At 54.5% G+C, this 23,127-nt stretch carries 15 protein-coding genes and 3 pseudogenes; 12 read left to right on the top strand and 6 right to left on the bottom strand.

Annotated features, from left to right (window positions below):
- Nucleotides 1-7 precede the first annotated feature (7 nt).
- Complete coding sequence (locus tag ACZRJQ_RS12920) at nt 8-2,524, top strand: LysM peptidoglycan-binding domain-containing protein (protein WP_463978736.1); 2,517 nt, start codon at nt 8-10, stop codon at nt 2,522-2,524.
- A gap of 51 nt (nt 2,525-2,575) precedes the next feature.
- Here ACZRJQ_RS12920 and ACZRJQ_RS12915 read toward each other — a convergent pair whose 3' ends face one another.
- Nucleotides 2,576-3,583 carry a formylglycine-generating enzyme family protein gene (locus tag ACZRJQ_RS12915; protein WP_463978735.1) on the bottom strand — a complete coding sequence of 336 codons (1,008 nt, stop codon included), beginning with the start codon at nt 3,581-3,583 and terminating at the stop codon, nt 2,576-2,578.
- Between the two features lie 14 nt (nt 3,584-3,597).
- On the opposite strand from ACZRJQ_RS12915, the gene ACZRJQ_RS12910 reads away from it, so the two are divergent.
- Nucleotides 3,598-4,062 carry a hypothetical protein gene (locus ACZRJQ_RS12910; protein WP_463978734.1) on the top strand — a complete coding sequence of 155 codons (465 nt, stop codon included), beginning with the start codon at nt 3,598-3,600 and terminating at the stop codon, nt 4,060-4,062.
- Nucleotides 4,063-4,351: 289 nt separating this feature from the next.
- On the opposite strand, the gene ACZRJQ_RS12905 is transcribed toward ACZRJQ_RS12910, so the two are convergent.
- Nucleotides 4,352-5,365, bottom strand: coding sequence for a formylglycine-generating enzyme family protein (locus tag ACZRJQ_RS12905; RefSeq protein ID WP_463978733.1), 1,014 nt, complete (start codon nt 5,363-5,365; stop codon nt 4,352-4,354).
- Nucleotides 5,366-5,381: 16 nt separating this feature from the next.
- Here ACZRJQ_RS12905 and ACZRJQ_RS12900 point away from each other — a divergent pair, with 16 nt between their 5' ends.
- Nucleotides 5,382-5,843 (top strand): hypothetical protein, encoded by a 462-nt coding sequence (locus ACZRJQ_RS12900; protein WP_463978732.1) that lies wholly within the window; start codon nt 5,382-5,384, stop codon nt 5,841-5,843.
- 286 nt (nt 5,844-6,129) lie between these two features.
- On the opposite strand, the gene ACZRJQ_RS12895 is transcribed toward ACZRJQ_RS12900, so the two are convergent.
- On the bottom strand, nt 6,130-7,137 hold the full coding sequence (locus ACZRJQ_RS12895) for a formylglycine-generating enzyme family protein (RefSeq protein WP_463978731.1): 1,008 nt from the start codon (nt 7,135-7,137) through the stop codon (nt 6,130-6,132).
- 73 nt (nt 7,138-7,210) lie between these two features.
- Here ACZRJQ_RS12895 and ACZRJQ_RS12890 point away from each other — a divergent pair.
- From ACZRJQ_RS12890 to ACZRJQ_RS12850, 9 genes and pseudogenes are all read left to right on the top strand, one after another.
- Nucleotides 7,211-8,008, top strand: a pseudogene (locus ACZRJQ_RS12890) (RHS repeat-associated core domain-containing protein); the annotation flags it as partial.
- Nucleotides 8,009-8,056: 48 nt separating this feature from the next.
- Nucleotides 8,057-8,338, top strand: coding sequence for an HNH/endonuclease VII fold putative polymorphic toxin (locus ACZRJQ_RS12885; RefSeq protein ID WP_463978895.1), 282 nt, complete (start codon nt 8,057-8,059; stop codon nt 8,336-8,338).
- Nucleotides 8,328-8,984 carry a hypothetical protein gene (locus ACZRJQ_RS12880; RefSeq protein ID WP_463978730.1) on the top strand — a complete coding sequence of 219 codons (657 nt, stop codon included), beginning with the start codon at nt 8,328-8,330 and terminating at the stop codon, nt 8,982-8,984. Before ACZRJQ_RS12885 ends, ACZRJQ_RS12880 begins: the two co-directional genes overlap by 11 nt.
- Nucleotides 8,985-9,115: 131 nt before the next feature.
- Nucleotides 9,116-9,358 (top strand): annotated as a pseudogene (locus ACZRJQ_RS12875) (RHS repeat protein); the annotation flags it as partial.
- A gap of 559 nt (nt 9,359-9,917) precedes the next feature.
- Complete coding sequence (locus ACZRJQ_RS12870) at nt 9,918-10,346, top strand: hypothetical protein (RefSeq protein WP_463978729.1); 429 nt, start codon at nt 9,918-9,920, stop codon at nt 10,344-10,346.
- Nucleotides 10,347-10,410: 64 nt separating this feature from the next.
- Nucleotides 10,411-11,700: pseudogene (locus ACZRJQ_RS12865) on the top strand (RHS repeat-associated core domain-containing protein); the annotation flags it as partial.
- 443 nt (nt 11,701-12,143) lie between these two features.
- A complete protein-coding gene (locus ACZRJQ_RS12860) occupies nt 12,144-14,162 on the top strand; it encodes a hypothetical protein (protein ID WP_463978728.1) in 2,019 nt (672 codons plus the stop codon).
- A 326-nt stretch (nt 14,163-14,488) separates the two neighbouring features.
- A complete protein-coding gene (locus tag ACZRJQ_RS12855; RefSeq protein WP_463978727.1) occupies nt 14,489-16,702 on the top strand; it encodes an autotransporter outer membrane beta-barrel domain-containing protein in 2,214 nt (737 codons plus the stop codon).
- 123 nt (nt 16,703-16,825) lie between these two features.
- Nucleotides 16,826-18,319 carry a hypothetical protein gene (locus tag ACZRJQ_RS12850; RefSeq protein ID WP_463978726.1) on the top strand — a complete coding sequence of 498 codons (1,494 nt, stop codon included), beginning with the start codon at nt 16,826-16,828 and terminating at the stop codon, nt 18,317-18,319.
- A gap of 271 nt (nt 18,320-18,590) precedes the next feature.
- On the opposite strand, the gene ACZRJQ_RS12845 is transcribed toward ACZRJQ_RS12850, so the two are convergent.
- The 3 genes from ACZRJQ_RS12845 to ACZRJQ_RS12835 form a co-directional block, all read right to left on the bottom strand.
- On the bottom strand, nt 18,591-18,983 hold the full coding sequence (locus ACZRJQ_RS12845) for a FimD/PapC N-terminal domain-containing protein (protein ID WP_463978725.1): 393 nt from the start codon (nt 18,981-18,983) through the stop codon (nt 18,591-18,593).
- Nucleotides 18,961-19,215, bottom strand: a complete 255-nt coding sequence (locus ACZRJQ_RS12840) for a hypothetical protein (protein ID WP_463978724.1) — start codon at nt 19,213-19,215, stop codon at nt 18,961-18,963. Before ACZRJQ_RS12840 ends, ACZRJQ_RS12845 begins: the two co-directional genes overlap by 23 nt.
- 300 nt (nt 19,216-19,515) lie before the next feature.
- Complete coding sequence (locus tag ACZRJQ_RS12835) at nt 19,516-22,929, bottom strand: RHS repeat-associated core domain-containing protein (RefSeq protein WP_463978723.1); 3,414 nt, start codon at nt 22,927-22,929, stop codon at nt 19,516-19,518.
- Nucleotides 22,930-23,127: the final 198 nt, after the last annotated feature.

Below are 23,127 nucleotides of genomic sequence, written 5' to 3'. Positions count from 1 at the left end.
ATGTTGGATGAGCAGTACCTACACGGTTAAATACGGCGATACATTGGGCCAAATTGCCCAGCAGCACGGGGCTAAAGTGGCTGACATACAGGCGCTTAACCCCTTTATCACTAACCCGGATGACATCCGATCAGGTTGGGAGTTGAAGCTTCCCAATACCCGGGCCGAGTCGCCACTGCCGCCACCGATGCATGCCGATAGCACCAGCTCCATTGCAATCAAGGGGCAGTCTGAGTGCGATGAGGAACTGGTTGAAGTAGTTCACATTACCGGCGAGCCTCATTTTTATGTGTTGACCGATAAACAGTGCAAAGCGTTGAAGCAAGAAATCAGTATGGTTCAGAAACTGATGGATGAGTTGCATCAGAACTTGGCGAATGCCTTGCCCATTACACAATGTAAAAAACCTCAGGATCCTGGCGCCAGTTGTGCGTGCACCGGATGCGTGAAAGATGCCTGGGGAGTCAAGGCTGAGGGGGCTGGGTTGCTGATGCGTACTCCCAAGGCCGAACCCGAAAAAGCTGCACCGCTAACATCTGACAAAGATTTACAGGGAGCGATGGCGGCTTTACAGGAGGCGCGAGACTGGTATCAGAGCTATTCGCCTGGCTTGGTCACGCCTACGCGATTTGAAAATAATTGGAAGTCGTTGCAGGCCAAGAAAATCCTGGAGTTGGATAAAGAAATCAGCAAGCTTCGCTCTCAGCTAGCAGCGCAGAAAACAGCCGAGCCCGCTGACAGTTCTACTAGTTCTAACAGTGCCGCTCCTGACTTAAAGCATGGCAAGGGGCGAAGTAGTGAGAGTCAACGTGGCAAGCAGACCAAAAGCGGTATCACTGTGTTGGAAGTGACGGTGTTTGGTGATCCAACTCGGCGTCACTACATATCCTTCCCATATCGCCATACCACCGCCTGGAATGTTCGAGTCCCGACACGTGTCATGGCTGGTAAACCATTTAACAAGCAACTGGCTGCTGACCTGATGAAGGACATCAAAGATGCGATTGGCGCAGGACGTAAAGCCGGTCCCTTGGGCAGTCTTGAACTCAAAATCAGTACTTGGACCAGTCAAAACGATAACTTACTCAACACACTGCATCAAGAGGTGTCCTGGACGTCAAATCAGAGCGATGCAACTCCCTATGCAGTTACTGCTGAAGCCCACGCCCTGCGATTCGCGGCCAGTGCCAGTGCAGGGGTCAATAACTGGAACCCCAAGGAAGGTAATATTGACGTTGGCGTCAAAGGAAGTGCGGCTTTCTCGCTGGCAGAGGCTTCTGCATCCCTGAATACGTTTTTTCCTGATCAGGGTGGATACGTTGCGAACATGGTCTATCGCAATGCTTTGGGGAAGGACGTACTTCACCCTATGGGCGTATTTCGCCTGAGTGGCAAGTTGGAGTTGTCATGTTTTGTCGGCGCGAAGTTACAGGGCGAAGCGGGAGTAAAAACACAATACAAACCGAGCGAAACACCAGCAGGTGCTACCGCACTTTTAGGCGCGCCCACTATAGACATTGGTCCCAGCGGCTATGTGGGAGTTAAGTGCGATGCTTTTGCCGGTGCTCAAACCGGTGGTGCCCTGAGCGGAGCTTTTGAGTGGCTTGAGCCAGCGAACCAAGGAGCGGGAGCGATCATTCTGGGCCAAGCTAATAGTAGTGGTAGTTGGGCCAAGCTGGCCGAGGTCAAGGCGGAAGGGAATGTTGCACTGGGTGCTGGAATGGCAGGTGAGTTCGGTATCAGTATCTCGAAGGACCGGTTGGCGTTTAACTGCAAAGGCTCACTTGTTTTTGGGCCAGGCGCCGGGGGCGGGTTTGGCACAGTGGTAGATCTTGAGCAGGTTGGCAAGTTGGCATTGCTGTTTTGCAATGCTCTGGCTGACATGGACTATCGGCACCTGATGGGGGTCACGGAAGAGGCTTTCAACTATATGGCGTCAGGTTTTTATCAAGCTGCGACTTCTCCTGCGGCGACCATTAGCAAGTCATTTGAAAAAGGTGCTTTTGAGATGGCCCAGTGGTGGAATAAGAGGCAAGCAACAAGTGTTGAGGCTGAAGCGTTGGCGGATTATTTGATTGCGCATGAAAGTGATAAAGTCATGCGCATTCGTGACCAACGCATTCCTTTAAGTGTGCTGCCTCCGGAAACCATTGGCCCAATGGTCTACCTGCTTACCGAAGGCCTTGTGGCTTGGGGAATAGTGTCCGATAGGTTCACCGAAAAACAAGAAAAGGCTCTGGTTATTCTTCTGTCCGAAGTGCGCCGCTGGCGGCAATTTATCGAAGTGCTTGAGCATTGTTCGCGAGACGCATCAAAGGTTAATGCCATGGAGAGTTTGGAGCGTATCAATGCTTTACTGAATGGGTATGAGCAAAACCAGTTCAACCGTTTCATTGATAATTTGGCGATACATCAGGCTTCCGACAACCCTGTTCGTGTGGCCTGGAGTCCCAGCAATGCCTGGCGTAAGGAAAAAGTACTGATCGCCGCGCAGCGTAGCGGCAGATTCGATGGATTGGCATAAACAATGAGAAGTAATGAGGGTACTTATATGGCGCCCTCATTTGCCGCAGGTTTACAAGGATTTATCTGATTGAACCGCGCAGCGAAAGCTATGGCCTTGGAAATATCCATTTTTCACAGGCTCATCACTCCAGCGCCTTACAGTACTCGCACTAAGTAAAGGATCCTCAAGATAGCCTGACCCTCTGTGAATCCGAAGCGTCCCTGTTTCGGGGCCGGTTGGGTTTATTAGCGGTGACACGCGGTAATAGTTTTTGTCGTACCAGTCATTGACCCAGTCGGTGGCATTGCCGGAGAGGTTGTAGATGCCCAGAGGGTTTGGCACAAAGCGGTCAACGGCAAAAGTACGACCTATACCTGGCTCGGGATAATTGCGCCCATAGTTCAGACTGCCATTGTCGGTGGCGAACATGACATGTTGACCCCGATTACGGGCAGCATATTCCCACTGGGCCTCGGTGGGCAGATCTACCGGATAGCCGCTCAACATGCCCAGCCAGCCGCAGTAATCCTTGGCTTCTTGCCAGCTTTTTACCGGTGTTGGAAGTTTGGGCGCGAAGAATCTCTCCTGTATATCTTCTCGTTTGCGATCTTCTGCATCGAACAAAGGTTTGCCCTGCGCGATAAAGAACAGATCAAAATCACCTATTGTGGTCTGGAATTTAGAAAGGGAGTAACTGCTCAACTTGACGGGATGAACGAAATCATCGTCGCCATCCATGCTGATGTGCCCCATGCGTTCCGGTTCCACGCCGCAGGGCCAGTCACATAGATTTTTGGGGTCATCGTCATACGGCCAACCAAAGTCGCCCATCTGGAACTCACCACCTTCGACAAACACCATATTGTCCAGTGAGTTCACCACGGTATTCAGCAGTTGGCCGCGAACTTCAGTGGAAAGTTTCGGATATGTCTGCGCAATGGTCGCTGCTATTTCAGCGACTTTATCTGAAGATAGTTTCTGGCTTTTCGGGAGAGAGGAAGTTTGCGCTTGGCAACCTGTCAGCAACAGTAATGTGCAAAGGGGTAATAAGACCTGTTTTATCACGACAATATCCATATAAGCGCCTAACAATGTGCCTGATCTTATCATTACTGTCCCTCCAAGTGGACCCAGGGGGGCTGAGCAACTGCGGCAACCGGATCCGCCGCTGGCACAACGGCCAGCACAGCCAACTGCAATGGGATCTGTTCGACCGTCTGGTGCAGTTCAACGACGTCCGCTTGAGTGTTGACTACGCCTACGACGCACTGGGCCGCCGGCTGTACAAAAATTCCTACGCCCACCACCGCAACCGCTCCGAAGCGGGCTCGCAGTGGAACCGCAACGAACAGGCGCGCAAACAGCGCGAGCTGGGCTGCGACTTCACCCTCTATGGCTGTGACGGCGACACCCTGGCCTGGGAAAGCAGCCCGGCCAGGGCCGACGGCGCCGCCGGGCGCACCGTGCACTACCTTTTTGAACCCGGCAGCTTCGCGCCCGTGGCTCAGGCGCTGCACCAACAACCGAACCGACCTACGAGGCGCCTACGATATTGATCAGGAGCCGCTGTGGACCCATCAGTCCAAGGTACAACCGTTTGATGCGCTGGCCTGGTACCAGTGCGAACACCTCGGCATCCCGCAGAACTGACCGACTCTAACATTGAAAATGTGGCGATACATCAGGCTGCCGACAATCCTATACGGGTGGCCTGGAGTCCTAGCAATGCCTGGCGTAAGGAAAGAGTACTGATCGCCGCGCAGCGCAGTGGCAGATTCGATGGATTGGCATAAACAATGAGAAGTAATGAGGGTGCCTATATTATGGCACCCTCATTTCCACGGCTTAAAGGGGCTTATCTGATTGAATAGCGCAGCGAAAGCTATGGCCTGGAGTATGCCGTTTTCCGACAGGTTCTTTAGCCCAGCGCCGCACAGTACTAGCGCTGAGTAGTGGGTTTTCTAAGTAGTTCGACCCCCTAAGAATCCTAAGCGTACCTGTATTGGGACCGGTGGGATTTATCAGTGGTGACACGCGGTAATAGTTTTTGTCGTACCAGTCATTGACCCAGTCGGTGGCATTGCCGGAGAGGTTGTATATCCCCAAGGGGTTGGGGACAAAACTATCGACTGCAAAAGTGAGGCGTTTACCTTCACCTGATACAGGGAAATTACGTCCATAGTCCAAATTGCCATTGTCGGTGGCGAACATGACATGTTGACCCCGATTGCGGGCGGCATATTCCCACTGGGCCTCGGTGGGCAGATCCACCGGATAGCCACTCAACATGCCCAGCCAGCCGCAGTAGTCCTTGGCTTCTTGCCAGCTTTGTACCGGTGCAGGTAAATCGGGTGCGTAAATAAGGTACTTCAGGTCTTCTCGATTGCGATTTTGCGTATCGAACAAAGGTTTGCCCTGCGCGATAAAGAACAGATCAAAATCACCTATTGTGGTCTGGAATTTAGAAAGGGAGTAACTGCTCAACTTGACGGGATGAACGAAATCATCGTCGCCATCCATGCTGATGTGCCCCATGCGTTCCGGTTCCACGCCGCAGGGCCAGTCACATAGATTTTTGGGGTCATCGTCATACGGCCAACCAAAGTCGCCCATCTGGAACTCACCACCTTTGACAAACACCATATTGTCCAGTGAGTTCACCACGGTATTCAGCAGCTGGCCGCGAACTTCAGTGGGAAGTTTCGGATATGACTGCGCAATGGTCGCTGCTATTTCAGCGACTTTATCTGAAGATAGTTTCTGGCTTTTCGGGAGAGAGGAAGTTTGCGCTTGGCAACCTGTCAACAACAGTAATGTGCAAAGGGGTAATAAGACCTGTTTTATCACGACAATATCCATATAAGCGCCTAACAATGTGCCTGATCTTATCATTACTGTCCCTCCAAGTGGATCCAGGGGCCTGAGCAACTGCGGCAACCAGATCTGGCGCAGGCACAATGGCCAGCACAGCCAACTGCAATGGGACCTGTTCGACCGTCTGGTGCAGTTCAACGACGTCCGCTTGAGTGTTGACTACGCCTACGACGCATTGGGCCGCCGGCTGTACAAAAACGCCTACGCCCACCACCGCAAACGCTCCGAAGCGGGCTCGCAGTGGAACCGCAACGAACAGGCGCGCAAACAGCGCGAGCTGGGCTGCGACTTCACCCTCTATGGCTGTGACGGCGACACCCTGGCCTGGGAAAGCAGCCCGGCCAGGGCCGCCGGCGCTGCCGGGCGCACCGTGCACTACCTTTTTGAACCCGGCAGCTTCGTGCCCGTGGCTCAGGCGCTGCACCAACAACCGAACCGACCTACGAGGCGCCTACGATATTGATCAGGAGCCGCTGTGGACCCATCAGTCCAAGGTACAACCGTTTGATGCGCTGGCCTGGTACCAGTGCGAACACCTCGGCATCCCGCAGAACTGACCGACTCTAACATTGAAAATGTGGCGATACATCAGGCTGCCGATAATCCTATCCGGGTGGCCTGGAGTCCCAGCAATGCCTGGCGTAAGGAAAAAGTACTGATCGCCGCGCAGCGTAGCGGCAGATTCGATGGGTTGGCATAAACAATGAGAAGTAATGAGGGTGCCTATATGGCACCCTCATTTCCACGGCTTAAAGGGCCTTATCTGATTGAATAGCGCAGCGAAAGCTATGGCCTTGAGTATGCCGTTTTCCGACAGGTTCTTTAGCCCAGCGCCGCACAGTACTAGCGCTGAGTAGCGGGTTTTCTGGGTAGTTCGACCCCCTAAGAATCCGAAGTGTACCTGTATCGGGGCCGGTAGGGTTTTGTTGTGGGGATACGCGGTAATAGTTTTTGTCGTACCAGTCATTGACCCAGTCGGTGGCATTGCCGGTGAGGTTGTAGATGCCTAGAGGGTTTGGGACAAAGCGGTCAACGGCAAAAGTACGACCTATACCCGGCTCGGGATAATTGCGCCCATAGTTCAGGCTGCCATTGTCGGTGGCGAACATGACATGTTGACCCCGATTACGGGCAGCATATTCCCACTGGGCCTCGGTGGGCAGATCCACCGGATAGCCACTCAACATGCCCAGCCAGCCGCAGTAATCCTTGGATTCTTGCCAGCTTTTTACCGGTGCAGGAAGTTTGGGCGCGAAGTATTTCTCCTGCAAATCTTCTCGTTTACGATTTTCTGCATTGAACAACGGTTTGCCCTGCGCGATAAAGAACAGATCAAAATCACCTATTGTGGTCTGGAATTTAGAAAGGGAGTAACTGCTCAACTTGACGGGATGAACGAAATCATCGTCGCCATCCATGCTGATGTGCCCCATGCGTTCCGGTTCCACGCCGCAGGGCCAGTCACATAGATTTTTGGGGTCATCGTCATACGGCCAACCAAAGTCGCCCATCTGGAACTCACCACCTTCGACAAACACCATATTGTCCAGTGAGTTCACAACGGTATTCAGCAGTTGGCCGCGAACTTCAGTGGGAAGTTTCGGGTATGACTGCGCAATGGTCGCTGCTATTTCAGCGACTTTATCTGAAGATAGTTTCTGGCTTTTCGGGAGAGAGGAAGTTTGCGCTTGGCAACCTGTCAACAACAGTAATGTGCAAAGGGGTAATAAGACCTGTTTTATCACGACAATATCCATATAAGCGCCTAACAATGTGCCTGATCTTATCATTACTGTCCCTCCAAGTGGATCCAGGGGCCTGAGCAACTGCGGCAACCAGATCTGGCGCAGGCACAACGGCCAGCACAGCCAGCTGCAATGGGATTTGTTCGACCGTCTGGTGCAGTTCAACGACGTCCGCTTGAGTGTTGACTACGCCTACGACGCATTGGGCCGCCGGCTGTACAAAAACTCCTACGCCCACCACCGCAACCGCTCGGAAGCGGGCTCGCAGTGGAACCGCAACGAACAGGCGCGCAAACAGCGCGAGCTGGGCTGCGACTTCACCCTCTATGGCTGGGACGGCGACACCCTGGCCTGGGAAAGCAGCCCGGCCCGGGCCGACGGCGCCGCCGGGCGCACCGTGCACTACCTTTTTGAACCCGGCAGCTTCGTGCCCGTGGCTCAGGCGCTGCATCAACAACCGATCCGCCTGCTGGCCCAGCCGACCTACGAAGGCGCCTACGACATCGACCAGGACCCGCTGTGGACCCATCAGCCCAAAGCGCAACCGTTTGAGGCGCTGGCCTGGTACCCGTGCGACCACCTCGGCACCCCGCTGGAACTGACCGACCACCACGGCCACGTGGCCTGGGCCGCGCAGTACAAAGCCTGGGGTGAAGTCACGGAACAGCGCTCGGACTGGGCACGGCAGAAAGGCCTGACGAATCCTATTAGGTTTCAAGGCCAGTACCACGATCACGAAACAGGGCTGCACTACAACCGCCATCGGTACTATGATCCCCAGGTCGGACGCTTTATCAGCAAAGACCCGATCAGCTATGCGGGCGGGTTGAATCTGTATGCGTATGCGCCGAATCCGACGGGGTGGGTTGATCCGTTGGGGTTGGTGCGTTGCCTATGTGATAGTGACGCGAAAGACTCAGCACCTAAAAATATGACTCCTGCTGGGGCTGGCCGTCGTGGTGCATTTAATGAAGCTAAGCGAAAATCAGGAATTCCGACAAGTCAGCAACCAAGTAAGGTCATGCGTAATGTGGATAAACGGGGTAATCCACAGCCAGGGAGAATTTACGAGTTTGAAGTTGCTGCTCCAGGCGGAGGTCTTAAAAAAGTAAGAGTTAGAGATGATTCTAATGGGCATGATTTTGGTACGGGAAATCCACAGAATAGAGGTTCTCACTTTAATGACGAATCAGGCGGCCATTATGACTACTGAAATTAGGGTGTTGAGTGCTGATAATGTTTTTTTGGACAATGACGTAATAAACTTTAGCCGCTCAGCGGCGCAAGATGAATGTGGCCTATCGGTAATAAGCTGGTCGGTTGAAGGGCATGGGGGCGATGCTCTGCTGCGAGTTTTTAAACCGATATATAAATTGTTCGAAAAAAAATTGCCCGAATATGAGATTTGGCTACTGATGGGCACCGGTTCTTGGCAGCCTGATACTCGTATAACCCGCTATAGGAAGCTATGGGGGGGGCTAAAGCTTAGAGGTGTTGAGATATTACATGGTGGTAAATTTAAAGAAGTTATTTCTGAGGGGGATGAAGGCATAAAATTCTATGGTGCGGTTAGTTTGTCTAATCTTTCTTCTGCCTCTGTGGTTGATGCGATTTTAAGTGAGCGCTGTTCGTATATTGCCTGTTGCCCTAAAGAGTTTGATATCGAAAGTGTTTTGAGTATCGGATGGACAGGTAATGTTGTAGATGATCTTGGGTTGATTTGCCATGTGGCAGCTTCAAACGGTTTCATACTAAAGTCTGTTGGTGAGTTTGATGATGTAGATTGGGGGTTCGTTTATTTAGGTCCGCTGGATATTGCACTTAAAATTAGAAATGATGGATTACACTTTGAATCCTAAAACAACTCGCACGCAAACAGCGCTGCGGCTGGGACGGCGAGCCCCTCGCGTGGGAAAGCAGTCCGGCCCAACCGACCTACGAAGACGCCTACGAAATTGATCAAGATCAGATGTGGACGCATAAATCCAAAGCCTTGCCGCTGGATGCGCTGGCCTGGCACCACCTCGGCCCCACGCAAAAACTGACCGACCACAACGGCCACGTAGTCTGGACGGCGCAGTACAAAGCGTGGGGCGAAGTCACGGAACAACGGTAAGCGCTCCTGGACGGACGGTTTATCAGCAAAGACCCGATCAGCTATGCGGGCGGGCTAAACCTGTATGCGTATGCGCCGAATCCGACGGGGTGGGTTGATCCGTTGGGGCTGGCGCGTAAGTGTCAGTTGGGAACATATGGCAGTTTAACGGGTAAAGCAAACACAGGTGACTCATTGGACGCACATGAGTTTATCCGAAACGATGCGTTAGAGCAGATGGGGTTGACTCCCGAAGGTACTCGCAATAAATCTAACCCTTCAATTGCAATTCCGCGCAGCATGCATACAGATGTTCACAGAAATGAAAATGCTTTGGCTGCTCTACACTTGAATGTCGGTCGAGATGAGTTTCAGTTCGGGCCGAATGGGCTCTCCTCAAAACGCCAAATGGACGTTTGGCAGGGGGCGTTACGAACGTCTGGTATCCCCACGTCACGTGCTCGAGAGCTACGTAAACAGGCGGAATGTTTCTTGGCTACTTGCCCATGTTTATGCAAATAACGGAGTATGAGAAATGTTCAATGAGCTGATTTTTTTGGATGAAACCCCGGATAGTATTTCGCCCTATCTGGGAGGCTGCCCATATCTTCCTGAGTCAATCGGTTGGCCCGTCGATTCGGCAGGTGCCCCGTAACTCCATCTAGCAACATTTCCTGCAGCTTTCATCAATAAATATGTGCCAGTAAATTTAAGCGAGCATCTTGTTGTTTCTGTGTTTACTCCGTATTCAAAAGTATCGGATGCGTATATAGAAAAAGCAATTATTGAAGGTGGTAAAGTTATAGCCTATACGCCTTCTGGAGAATCGGTGGATGGGTACGGCGAACCTATTATTCCTGCACGAAAGATTAGGGTTTTCGAAAACCAAAATGAGGACAGTGACGAAAATGGTATTGCTAAAATATCAGGTATTCCTTCTTGGATTCAGGAGGATGAGGCACGTGAAGATCTGAAATATATCTTGCAGATTAATAACTCTCGTCTGAATAAGGCAGTGCCTAGCCACAAAAGTATCTTTGTAGGAGGTAGTGGATTTTTACTACTGAAAAGTAACATAAATTGTGAAGACCTTGTGGCTGGTAAATTTGTAATCCAAACGGCTTGATTTTTTCCAGCAATACACTCAGGCGGCTCTGAAATAGCCAGTTGTTTCAGAGTACAGCCTGAAAACCCCGGGTTTTGCGGTGTGGCAGCACGAATACGACGGGCTCAACCAGCGCACCGCCACCACCCGCCCGGACGGCCACCGTGTCAGCTGGCTGACCTACGGCAGCGGCCATTTACTGGGCCTGCGGGTCGACGAACACGAACTGATCGGCTACGAACGCGACGACCTGCACCGCGAAGTCGCCCGCCACCAAGGCAACCGCTTGCTGCAAACCCAACAATGGGACCCGGCCGGGCGCCTGCAAGAACAGCTTTTAGGCCGCCGTGACGACAAAACGACCCTGATCAAACGTACCTACCAGTACGACGCGGCGGGGCAACTGACCGACATCAACGACAGCCGTCGCGGGCCGCTGGCCTACCGCTACGACCCGGTCGGCCGCCTGCTCAGCGCCACCAGCCGCCTGGGCGTGGAAACATTCGCCTTCGACCCGGCCAGCAACCTGCTGGATGAAAAAACCCAACAGTACCAACGCCCGCTGGACCACGACCCCAAACGCAACACACTGATGGACAACCTGCTGCGCGAATACGCCGGCACCCACTACGACTACGACGAACGCGGCAACCAGATCCGCCGGTGGCACAACGGCCAGCACAGCCAACTGCAATGGGACCTGTTCGACCGCCTGGTGCAGTTCAACGACGTCCGCTTGAGTGTTGACTACGCCTACGACGCACTGGGCCGCCGGCTGTACAAAAATTCTTACGCCCACCACCGCAACCGCTCGGAAGCGGGCTCGCAGTGGAACCGCAACGAACAGGCGCGCAAACAGCGCGAACTGGGCTGCGACTTCACCCTCTATGGCTGGGACGGCGACACCTTGGCCTGGGAAAGCAGCCCGGCCCGGGCCGACGGCGGCGCCGGGCGCACCGTGCACTACATTTTTGAACCCGGCAGCTTCGTGCCCGTGGCTCAGGCGCTGCATCAACAACCAATCCGCCTGCTGGCCCAGCCGACCTACGAAGGCGCCTACGACATTGACCAGGACCCGCTGTGGACCCATCAGCCCAAAGCGCAACCGTTTGAGGCGCTGGCCTGGTACCAGTGCGACCACCTCGGCACCCCGCTGGAACTGACCGACCACCACGGCCACGTGGCCTGGGCCGCGCAGTACAAAGCCTGGGGTGAAGTCACGGAACAACGCTCGGACTGGGCGCGGCAGAAAGGCCTGACCAACCCGATCCGGTTTCAAGGCCAGTACCATGATCACGAAACAGGGCTGCACTACAACCGCCATCGGTACTATGACCCTCAGGTCGGACGCTTTATCAGCAAAGACCCGATCAGCTCAGACGCTGTTGCTGTGCTAATAGCTGGTCGCCGTGCTGAAACACCGTACGTTCTACCCTGCCCTCAATTTCCGTGGTCAATCGGTTGTTCAGATAAAACCGCAGAGTGTTGGCCTGCGCTGAGGGCACGCAGTCAGCCAAGCGATCTAATGGGTCGTAGTGGTAGCGGCAGAGCAGGGCTTCGCGGTTCTTCGACATGGGGACTTCCCTAATAGGTCTGTCGATTTAGTGTGTCAGTTTCAGGGAGTTGTTTGGTCTTGTCTACTTAGTAGAACTGCTAGGGTCGCGTTACTAAAAACTGTGTTTCACTTGCTCTGGCCTCAGCGGCCGAGCAGAGCGAAGGGAGGTACTTTGTCGTCCCTGGTTGTATCGATCTGCCAGACATACTTGATGGCCATTGATATCTCAATGGCTAAAACGGTGGTAATGGGAGAGCGACGACATGGGAAGTGCCAATTTAAAACTCAAACTGCGAGAGGCGCACAGTGCCTATCAGAAAATGCGAACCGAAAACCGAGCGCGGCAGGATGGAAAAACGATAGAAATCAAACCTGAGGATTTCGCAGACCCTGTAACCAACCTTCTGAAAGGCCCTAACCTGAAGAACGGACTGAAGGTGTACATCCCGAAGTGGGATAACCTGCCGCCGCCAACTGCTCCAGAGAGAATCGAGGTTTTGCTCGATCGTGGAAACGATCGTTTTGATGTCGTGGCGAGTCATGAGTTTGTAATACCGAGTGGCGGAAACGACTTTGTGGAAAACTTCCCGTACGAGATGCTCATCAACGTCAACAACCTTCCGCAAGATGCTACGTGTCGTCTGACATATCTCCACCACACTTACCAGGATGACGAAGTTACTTCGCCTATCATGACGGTTATTTGCGATCAACTGCCACCTTATAAGTACGATCCGCCGCTGTCGTTAACGTTTGCAGCGGACTACCTCGACGATAGCAACCTGCCCATTGGCGGAACACTGATTGCTACGATTCCCGGTTATTCGGATTGGCAAGCCACTGACAAAATCGCCATATATCTGGTTGACGCAGCCGACATCCCTGAGGACCCGACCTCACTCGCCCCTATATTCCTAAACGATGTTCCAGCACCGGGTGTTACGGACACCCCCGTGAATATTGATGCCAACCTCATTCGAGCTTTTGGAGATGCCGAGTGCGCTTTTCTCTATGTCTTGATCGACAAAGCAATGAACTCCAGTGCCATTTCGGTTTATAAGAAAATGGGCCTTACCTTTGGGGAGCTGCCGACCAAACTGCAACCACCGGAAGTGCCTCAGGCAGATCCGGGGCCGTTGACGGTTGAGCATGCTCTGGCGGGAGTGAGTGTCTTGATTCCCAAATATGACAACCCAAAGGCCAAAGACGACATTCGATTGAAATGGGGTGACACCCTTCTGGCTGACTATCCGGTTGGCCCTAATCCACAGGAGAAGATTGAGATCCCAGTATTACCTATCGCGACCTTGCTTCGAGAGTATGGGGAAGGCACTACTGGAAACAAGACGACCAACGTTAGCTATCAAATCATTCGCAGTGGGCGACCATTTGGGCCTGAAGATGCGGATATTGAGGTCAACTTCGAGGTTGCTATTCCGTGGATACCTTTTCCGCCGATTGATTGGCCAAATCCGCTACATCCAAGTCTGTTGGAAGGTGAGGTCAAGAACTTCGATGGTTCTAGGACCAATGAGTTAACACGGGCCGACAAGGACAAGGATGCGACTTTCTCCTTCACTTGGTATGCCGAGGCAGTTAACGGCCATATCGTTGACTTCTTCTGGAATGGCACTCGTGTTGTAGAAGCCCAGATAACATTTGACGATAAGAATTCGGAGCATGTGCCTGGTCAATTGCAAACCGTTGACATCCCCTGGCAGTACATCAAGGACGGTGGGAACGGGCTGACCGTACCCGTGAACTACCAGGTTAGCGCGGCAGAACTGGTCAATGATCTGCTTTCAGAGGCGACCAAGGTTAGTGTCAACGCAATTGCTATTGAACTACCGCCTGCGAGATTTCCCACCATCCCCGATCCGACCGGTTACCCGGGCTGCTCGGTGCTGGAAGATGATGGTTCACTCAAAGTTGCCATACCTGACCTTTCAGGACTACTGAACAATGGAGATACGATCAGTGTCGTATTCACGCCAATGAAAGGGCAGGATCTAAGCGCACCCGAAGATCCGATTACTGAAGCAATATTCACTAAAGACTATGTGATAGGTACTGATGGGCCTGTCACCGGCTTCACCATTCTGGTGCAACCTTACGCTACCCATATCCTGCCTCTATATAACGAAAACGCACCAGGTCGACGAGGTCGCGCGAAAATCCAGTACTTCTTTGGGGACGGCACGGAAGTGATTCCGTCGACGCCTTTAACGACCCGCACAGCATTCCATCGACCGAATGACCCGTGCGAAATCCCAAGGCCTTAGCCTAAACATCAGGGCCAGAACACGGGCGCTTGTCGCCCGTGTCCTCACACTGTTCTGACATTGCCAAGGGAGGATTCTATCGACGTTTTTTCGACTGCGCGGAGCAAAGTCTTTCGAATGCTAGGAATAATCCTACACTTACACTGTTCTGACATTGCCAAGGGAGGGTTCTAACGACGTTTTTTCGACTGCAATGCTAGGAATTATCCTACATATTTTTTTTGGGGGGAGGCTTAGGGTTGCTGCCATTGAGCGTTCAGGCCAAACGTTACCAGACGTAGGGTAGAACGGTTTGTAAAAACAGTCTATTTACCAAGGAACTACTCATGCCCGTCAGCCAGTCATTTCCTGTCACACCACTCGCGCATTTTCTCAAACTCGTGATGCTCACGCCGTTGCTGTTGATCAGCCCGACTGGGCTGGCGCAGACCATAATCGATGATGGTTCTTCCAAGACCATCGATGCCTCCACCACGCTGGACGATTACCTAGTAGAGAACGCAAGTAAACTGACGGCCAACGGCGCCACTACCAACCAGATCCGTGCGGCCACGGGTTCGAATGTCGTGCTCAACAGCACTCGGGTCAACGCTCAAGGCACCATTTACGGAGTCGATCTGTCTGCCAGTGAAATGACCATTGCCAATAAAAGCACAATTGTCAGCAGCCGCACCGGCTTGCGTCTGGCACAAACGGTCAACGGTGGATCCACTGCGCGGGTCAGTGACAGCGAGATCATCGGGGGTCAGATTGGGGCGAGCCTCAGTGCCAAAAGCCAATTGACACTCGAAGCAGGCTCCAAAGTCACCGGTAGCAACGCTGATGGCATCGGTATCCGCAGCTTCGGCGGAAAGATTTCCGCCACTGACAGCACTATCGTGGGGGGGCTCAACGGTGTGAGTCTGTTCGCCGACCTCAACCTGTCTGCCGACAACGCGTTGATCCTGAATAACTCGCACGTCGAAGGGTTGAGCGGCTCGGCGATCATCGTCGACGGCCAGACTCAGACCAACACCGAACGTGTGAACATCGTAGTCAACAACGGTTCTACCCTAGTGGGTGGTAACGGTACGCTACTGGAAGTCATCAATGGCTCTTCGGCGAATTTCAAGGCCGATAACAGCCAGCTGTTCGGCGATATCGTCGTGGAGGCTGGCAGCAGTGCCGACGTTGTTCTTGACCACTCCGCGACACTGACAGGTCGTCTTGAAAACATTCAGAGTCTGGCCGTCAATAACGACGCCCGGTGGGTGATGGTCGGTGATGGCGAGGTCGCAAACCTTGTCATGAACGGCGGTGGCATTCAGTTCGGCAATCCGGGCGAGTTCTACAAATTGTCGGTGGGCGAGCTGTCGGGCAACGGCACGTTCTTCATGCACACGAACTTCACCACCGGCCAGGTCGACACCCTGATGGTTACCGGAACGGCCAGCGGAAATCATACGGTGGCGATCGACAGCAGTGGTTCCGAACCGGGGACTGCCACTTCCATCCCGGTGGTCCACATCGCCGCTGGCGATGCCGAGTTTTTGCTGAAGGATGGCCCGGTGGATCTGGGTGCCTTCTCCTACAATCTGATCAAGCAGGGCAACAACGATTGGTACCTGAACACTTCAGCGAAAGTCATCAGCCCGGGCACCCGATCAGTGATGGCGTTGTTCAATACTGCACAGACCGTCTGGTACGGCGAACTCAGTACCTTGCGCAGCCGCATGGGCGAAGTGCGCATGGATGAAGGCAAGGCCGGTGGCTGGATGCGTGCTTATGGCAACAAGTTCGATGTCAGCGCCAGTTCCGGTGTGGCTTACCGACAAACCCAGCAGGGTCTGTCTTTCGGTGCCGACGCGCCGTTGCCGGTTGGTGATGGCCAGTGGCTAGTGGGGTTGCTGGGGGGGTACAGCAAGTCCGATCTGGACCTAAGCCACGGCACCACTGGCACAGTCAACAGTTACTACCTTGGTGCCTACACCACCTGGCTGGATGACGAAAGCGGCTACTACTTCGACGGCGTGCTCAAGTTCAACCGTTTCCAGAACGAATCCAAAGTGCAGCTCAGTGATGGCAAGCAGACCAAGGGCAGCTATGACAACAACGGCGTTGGTGCGTCCCTGGAGTTCGGTCGTCACATCAAGTTGGCCAACGACTATTTTGTTGAACCCTTCACTCAGCTGTCGGGTGTGGTTATTCAGGGTAAGGACTACGACTTGGATAACGCCTTGTCCGCCAAAGGCGACCTCACGCGCTCATTGTTGGCCAAGGTCGGTGCGACTGCTGGGCGCAATTTCAACCTGGGCGAAGGCAAAGTGATACAGCCGTATATTCGTGCCGCTTACGCGCACGAGTTCGCCAACAACAACGAAGTCAAGGTCAACAATAACGTATTCAACAATGACCTTTCAGGCTCCCGTGGCGAGCTGGGCGCAGGTGTGGCCATGACGCTGACCGAGAAGGTGTCGGTCCACGCTGATTTCGACTATAGCAACGGCAACAAGGTCGAGCAGCCGTGGGGGGCCAACGTGGGTGTGCGCTATAGCTGGTAATTCAATAATTTAAGCCGGCGGGGTGTGAAGGGCTGCTGTACTGCGGGTTTAATGTTCTTTCATATAACAAGAGGGAGAATGCTGCGGCTATTGTTCCTCCCTCCTTTCTAAGGAGTCTTGTTCATGAACAAGCCAAAAAACACGCCGTCTTCCGGCAGCCCCAGATTTTTGCCTGAGCCTCATGTGGATGGATTGCTTGACGATGTTGTAGGCGGTGAACCCAATCTTCTCCCGGAAGCCAAAACACACGACGACCTGAAAGTTTGGTTTGAACTATGGGCGCACTCCGACCCGACGCTGGGTGAAGAGTCGGTTGAACTGTTCTTTGACGGCGAATCAGTAGATCTGCGTTCTTGGAGTGGTGCACCTATCGAGGTTTCAGACCGGTTTGTTACATTGCCCAGAAGACTACTACGCGGCAATGACGGACAGCATCGGTTACGTTACAGGGTAACGGCTTATAACGATGAGTCAGATGATTCCTATGAGCTAGTGATTACACTCGATACCACCGCACCTGTTCTTGCTGCTGAAAGCAAATTGATTTTCCCTTCCGAAATCCTCCCTCCCGGCAAACTCACTGCCTACTACCTTGATCAGCACGAAGATCAACTAGAGGCTGATATCCCCGGTTACACGACACCCAGACCCTGGGACCGCATTACTTGGTTTTGGGGACGCAGCCCAGGTGACTTGAATCAGGGGGGCGTCATTGAGCTTGATGATAAAAACTATTCTGAACCCTTGGAACTCACGATTCGGGGTCAGTTGATACGGGACAGGGGGGATGGTTTGCGCTATGTGACGTATCGGGTGCAGGATCGTGCGGGTAACCTGAGCCTGCATTCTCTTGCGGTTGAACTGGAAGTCGATGCCATCCCCATCCCGCGTGTATTACCTTGGCCTTCCGTCGAGAACGCCTCGGGAAACGGCGAGCAGCAGACGCTGGATCCACTGATGTTTACGTCCGGGGCGATTGCGGTGATACCGGATACAGCGGTCATTTATCCGCAAGAAGAGGTCTGGGTGCAGTGGGGTGAGCTCGGCAGCGTGGGGGAGTACCGAGCCATCCAGGAGATCACTCCGGGTTCGCGTCGTTATCAAATTCCGATGCAATCTATTGCCGCGTATATCGGCAAGACCCTGCCGGTGTCTTATAGAGTCATCGACGACAAGGAGGTTGAGTGGCCGTCCGTAAATCGAACGCTGAAGATACAGACCGTCGCCAGCACTCACTTCCCAACTGTTCAATGTCAGGGGCTTTCCGGTGGGAACCTGAGCCTCAGGAGTGTTCCGGACACAGGCGCGGTATTAACACTGGCTCCATGGGTGTTAATTACGACGGACCAGTGGATCAGAATCAATATGACGGGAGTCGGCGCTTCGGGAGCAGAGGTTGAGTTTCCCGTGATCAGAGGGCGTCAGGTTACTCAACAGGAAACCAATTTTGGTGTTGGCCGGGGGGGAGATGTGACGGTATCAAAGGCGTTTCTGAGTTCGCTACAGCGCCCTGGGCCTTTAACGGGCAAGGTGTATGTCAGTTTCGATGGCGGGCAGACATGGCCACCGCTCGTCGCCCCCAATTTTCCGTCATTGTATTTGACGTTGATTGACTGAACAGTTTCATACGCAGCAACTTCGGCTCTTTCGCTGTAAGGGCCGGGGGGGGCTGTTTGTTTGTGAGGGTGAAGCCTCTGTCGGCATCCACCTTGGTTGAGCCGCGCGAATCTCGTCATTGGTACCGGTTTGATAATAACGGGCAGTCAATGGCAGCACGGCCGAGCCCGATGTCAGCAGAGTCAGGATCGACACATCGTCACCGAGTGCGGCGTGCTGCCGTCGCCCATCAATACCTGGATACCCATTCCTTCAGCATCTGAATCATCGGTCAAGCTGAACAGCCCCGCAGTGGTTCGATAGGCTGCGACCTGCTGCTTCCCTCAAGGCGAATACCGTAGGCATAGGCATAGGCATAGGCGCGACTCCAGTAGCGTTTGCCATGTTCGTCCAGGTGCAATGAGTGGTTGCTGCGCAGGCGCCAATGGCCCAGGTTCAGGCCGCTGTTTATGTACAGGCCCTGGTTGTTGATCGAGTCCCGCCTATGCCCGGAATTCTGTTGGATCGAGGCCTGATAGCTGACGAAGGCTGCGTTGATACCGCGGCCCCAGCGGGCCGCGTCGACATAACATGCGACATCACGGCGCATGGCGATCTGTTTGGTGATGGAAGTCGCCAGCCGCGGCTGACGACTGTCGACGCTAGCCTGGGCGCCGGGTACCAATGCTCCAAAGGTCTACGCAAGCTTGCTGCAAGCGCTCGGGTTCGGCCAGGCTGTCGCGCCTGAGGCCACTCAAGGCCAGGGCTCTAACGCTAAAGCCAGACTTGAATTGGAGAGGTTCGCTGGCCAGTGCGAGTTTGATCGCGGCCATCAACAAACCGCTGCCTCCGAGAGTGAACAGACGGGCAAGGCGCAGGTGCGACGGCAACTGTCGGCGCCCCCAAAGATGATTCATGGGTATTTTCCTGGCGACAAGAGACCGTGGCCGATAAGCGACACGAGAGCCGATATCAAGCAGGCCGGGCTGGCGGTGGGCCGGGTTCTAAATTGGGTTAAGCGTGTGCAGGCGGCACGAGCGTTACGAGAAACACGCTGGCGCTGAGGTGCGACGGGGAGGTTACGGGGCGAGGTCAGACAGGAATGTAGGATGTGATGGAATCGGCCACAGAGTTCGGAGGTTGAATGTTTGGGCCGTGGGAATGGGCGGATGAAAAAACTCCCGCAGCATAAACTGCGGGAGTCACGAGGATGGTAGCTAAAGCTTGGATAGTCCGGATTTATATATCGCCGCGTTGTAAACGTTTTTTTCTACCAGCACGCCGGAAGGCCCCGTTGACCAACCACCAGTTGCAGGTCGTGGCGGCGTAGGAGCGGGGGGTGTACTAATATTCGCCCCAAGGTTCGATGTTTTGCCAACCGCAGGAGCTATAGTTTTATGAGCTATTTCTCCTAGAGGGCCTTGACGTACAACAGATCCTGAGAGCCCTGGAGGTCCTTGGATTCCTTGGATTCCTGGGATCCCTGGAGGTCCTTGGATTCCTGGGATCCCTGGAGGTCCTTGGATTCCTGGGATCCCTTGAGGCCCAGCAGCTCCAGCCCCGCCCACGCGGTTAGCCATGCCCGCTATACTCTGAAAGCCAGTTTCAATTGCGTTGGTCATAGCTGCTTGAGTTGTTGCTTGAGCTGCTGCTTTGGCCGCAGCCACAGCGGCCCTCGCCGCATATATCCCGTAACCCGCAAGCAACCCGCCGACTGCGCCCACTCCACCACCAATAGAGGCCCAGGTTTCGTCTTGCTTGATCGTGCCATAAATTTGCATCCCCAAACCTGCTGCCTGAAGGCCGATCCCGACAACGCCGACCACATAAGTGACGGACACACCTATGGTCGCCGGTGCTGTCCAGGGCATCACCACCGCAGACGCCACCAGAAACAATGCCGCCAGGCCCAAACCGATCCATTGACCTATGCTTATGCCGGGATTCTTGGGCTGCTCGATCGGATCGATAAAACCCGGATCAGGATCCCGATTCGGAGTAACGGGCTGGGCACGATGTCCGCTGGGGTCGCGCCAAACGATCGGGTTCCCCCGGCAATAACCGTACGGGTTCAGGCCACCGGCGCCGAACGGACTGAGTGAGTCAGGGCTGTGGAAACGCATTAGCCCCGGGTTGTAAGCGCGGTAACCACGACCCAGTAGGTACCAGCCAATGACGGCCTCTCGCACTTCTCCGGTAAATGCCAGTAGCCCCTTCAGGCCGTTGTCTTCGCGGCGCTCGCCATAGGCGCTGTAGGTGGTTTCATGCAGCCCGTCGGCGCGGCTTTCGCCGATTACGTTGTTGGCGGCATCGGTCAGCAACAGCATGCCTTGAAGAGAGGTGTTCGGTATCTGCTGGCCCAGTGGACGATCGCCGTCGTACAGAAACTGGGTCAGCAGGTCGTCCTGCAAGGTGTAGCTGAGCTGGTAACCCTGATAGAAACGCAGGGCTTGCGGGTCGCTGCCGTGGCGCACCCCAACGAGGTGATCATGGCCGTCATAGCGGTAGTTGATCAGGGAAGTCGCATCGTCGGCGCTGCGCACCTCCAGCAGACGACCCAGGGAGTCATAGCGCAGCAGCCGACCTTGTTCATCATTGAGCTGATGTCCATCGGCGTCATAGTCAAAGGTTTGCAGCGAGGGATACGCCGCATGACTGTGGCTGACTTCTCTCAATTGGCAGCTGTCATTCACGTCATAGGTGAAGCGCGCGTTGTCACTGCTGCCATCGGCAAAACGGCTGTTGCAGCGTTCGATGTTGTCCAAGGCGTCGAAGCGAAACACCTGCTCGGTAATGGCATTGCCATAACCATCGGTCGGCAACGCTTCACCGGCGCAGGTGTGTCGGGTCAGGCGGTTGCGTACGTCGTACTCGAAGTGCTCCTCCAGTAGCGTTTGACCGGCTTTTTCCAGGCGGCGGCTGCGCAATTGATCGTCGTCCTGCCAGACCTGGGTCAATACTCTGGCCGCTTCATCTCCTACCTGCAGGGTTCGCTTGATTTCGCGGCCGTGTTCATCGTATTCAAGCTCGGTAACCAAGCGCTGATTGCTGTCCAGGTCGCTGCTAGTGCTGCGTTCGAGAAGACCATCGAGGTTGTAGACGAACTCAGCTTGAAGATCACCTTGGCTGACATGGACCAGTCTGCCCGCGGTGTCGTACTGGTACTGCGTCGGTGTGGCACCTTGGTCTTCGCGGCGCAGTTGTCTGCCTTGTAATGAGGTGTGGTGAAGCGTCTGTTGATCGGCGCCGTTGCTGTCGCGCCAACGCTCCGAGGCCAGGTGGCCTTCCAGTGTGTACGCATAGTCGCGTTGACCCTGATCGTTGATGGCCTGGGTGATGGCGGCGCTCAACGGATCATACACATAGCTGGACTCGGGGCCTTCGGCCGCCGTGATTTCCGTCGGCTGCTGGGTCAGTTGCAGGTTGTAGCGATAGGTCAGCGTCTGATTGCCGGGGGTGATCCGCTGGTGAGGCTGCATCTGCCCACCCTCGTAGCGATAGAACTCGCTGCGCGGACCAACCTTGCGCTCGGTCAGGCGCTCTAGATCGTCAAATTGCTGTGTGCCGGACACTACCACGGGGTACGCAGTGTTACTGGGAGTGACCTGCAAAAGGGTGGGTAACTCACTGATGCTGTAGTCGGCAAAGGTGCGCTCGACACGGTCTTCGTTCGGCAACACGGTACGCAGCATGCGGCCCCAGACGTCGTACTCGTATTGGGTGATGCGCTGCAAGTTCGGCAGCGCGTCGCCCTGTGGGTTCCTCAGTGTTTCGACCTCGCGCACGCAGTTGCCATAGCCGTCGTAGACGTAGTCCCGGCTGCCCGCCATATCGTCTTGGGCATCCAGACGCCGGACCTTGTCGGTTTTTTCAAAATGGTTGTAATGGGTCTCGCTGCTATGTGTACGCACATCGGGCCGTTCGACGTGCTCCTGCCAGGTGCGAATGATCAGGCGGTTATCGTCGAACCACCGCTCGCTGATCTGGGCCACTCCATCTGGAGCGGTGGTTCGGCACACCTCGCCCCAATCGTCATAGTCTAAGTGGCTGGTCAAGGGCAAGGGTGCATCGTTCAGCCAATCACAGGCGGTTTCGCTGGTCTTACGCCCCAGGGCGTCATGCAGGGCGGTGTAGGTCTGGCGCCAGGCAAGCTCACCGGTTTTGCTGTCCAGCCGCTGACGCTGTTCTTCAATAACCCGGTTGCCTCCATCGAACAGGGTCCGGGTATTAACACCCTTGACATCGGTCAGCACTTGCTCGGCTTGTTGACCGCCCGCCGACGTTAGGCGATAGGTGAAGTGACGAGAGGCTTCGACCGGTGTGCCCAGGGCCACGCGTTCTTCCAGCAACCGGCCCAGGACGTCGTACCGGTAGGCGGTTTTGACGCCATTGACATCCTCCTGCATCACGGTTTCGCCGTTGAAGCGGGAGGCCTGTGACGTTGTGATCTGTTGGCTGCCATTGTAACCGGTCAGGGTTTCGACTGTCTGGTGCAGCGTTCTGGCCCCCATTTCTCCATCGACCTGGCTATAGCGCCAACTGATGGAGGTGGTTTTCCCTTTGCCGTTCTTGTCATAGAGGGTCTCTTCCTGGCGATCGGGGCGACCGTGCAGGAGGGGTTTGTCTGGCATGTCGAGATAGTGGCGGCGGGTGTTCTGCAACGTGATCTCTGTGACATCCGCGATCTGTATCAGGTCTTCGTTACCCACCGCTAAGAAGCCCTTTTCGAGGCTATTGATCAGTGGCGGCAGTTCCACATAACGATACCTAGTGCGCAGCACCGGTGCCTGACCTTCATGGCCCTCGGCCGGGTGCACCGTTTTGCTGCG

Source organism: Pseudomonas sp. E315 (assembly GCF_055406205.1).
The sequence above is the reverse complement of the archived record's forward strand: the minus strand, read 5'-3'. Positions and strand labels throughout refer to the sequence as shown.

Coding starts and splice junctions, on each gene's coding strand:
- ACZRJQ_RS12920 (WP_463978736.1), top strand. CDS start 8: ATGAGCAGTACCTACACGGTTAAATACGGCGATACATTGGGCCAAATT.
- ACZRJQ_RS12915 (WP_463978735.1), bottom strand. CDS start 3,583: ATGGATATTGTCGTGATAAAACAGGTCTTATTACCCCTTTGCACATTA.
- ACZRJQ_RS12910 (WP_463978734.1), top strand. CDS start 3,598: ATGTGCCTGATCTTATCATTACTGTCCCTCCAAGTGGACCCAGGGGGG.
- ACZRJQ_RS12905 (WP_463978733.1), bottom strand. CDS start 5,365: ATGGATATTGTCGTGATAAAACAGGTCTTATTACCCCTTTGCACATTA.
- ACZRJQ_RS12895 (WP_463978731.1), bottom strand. CDS start 7,137: ATGGATATTGTCGTGATAAAACAGGTCTTATTACCCCTTTGCACATTA.
- ACZRJQ_RS12885 (WP_463978895.1), top strand. CDS start 8,057: ATGACTCCTGCTGGGGCTGGCCGTCGTGGTGCATTTAATGAAGCTAAG.
- ACZRJQ_RS12880 (WP_463978730.1), top strand. CDS start 8,328: ATGACTACTGAAATTAGGGTGTTGAGTGCTGATAATGTTTTTTTGGAC.
- ACZRJQ_RS12860 (WP_463978728.1), top strand. CDS start 12,144: ATGGGAAGTGCCAATTTAAAACTCAAACTGCGAGAGGCGCACAGTGCC.
- ACZRJQ_RS12855 (WP_463978727.1), top strand. CDS start 14,489: ATGCCCGTCAGCCAGTCATTTCCTGTCACACCACTCGCGCATTTTCTC.
- ACZRJQ_RS12850 (WP_463978726.1), top strand. CDS start 16,826: ATGAACAAGCCAAAAAACACGCCGTCTTCCGGCAGCCCCAGATTTTTG.
- ACZRJQ_RS12840 (WP_463978724.1), bottom strand. CDS start 19,215: ATGAATCATCTTTGGGGGCGCCGACAGTTGCCGTCGCACCTGCGCCTT.
- ACZRJQ_RS12835 (WP_463978723.1), bottom strand. CDS start 22,929: ATGCCAGACAAACCCCTCCTGCACGGTCGCCCCGATCGCCAGGAAGAG.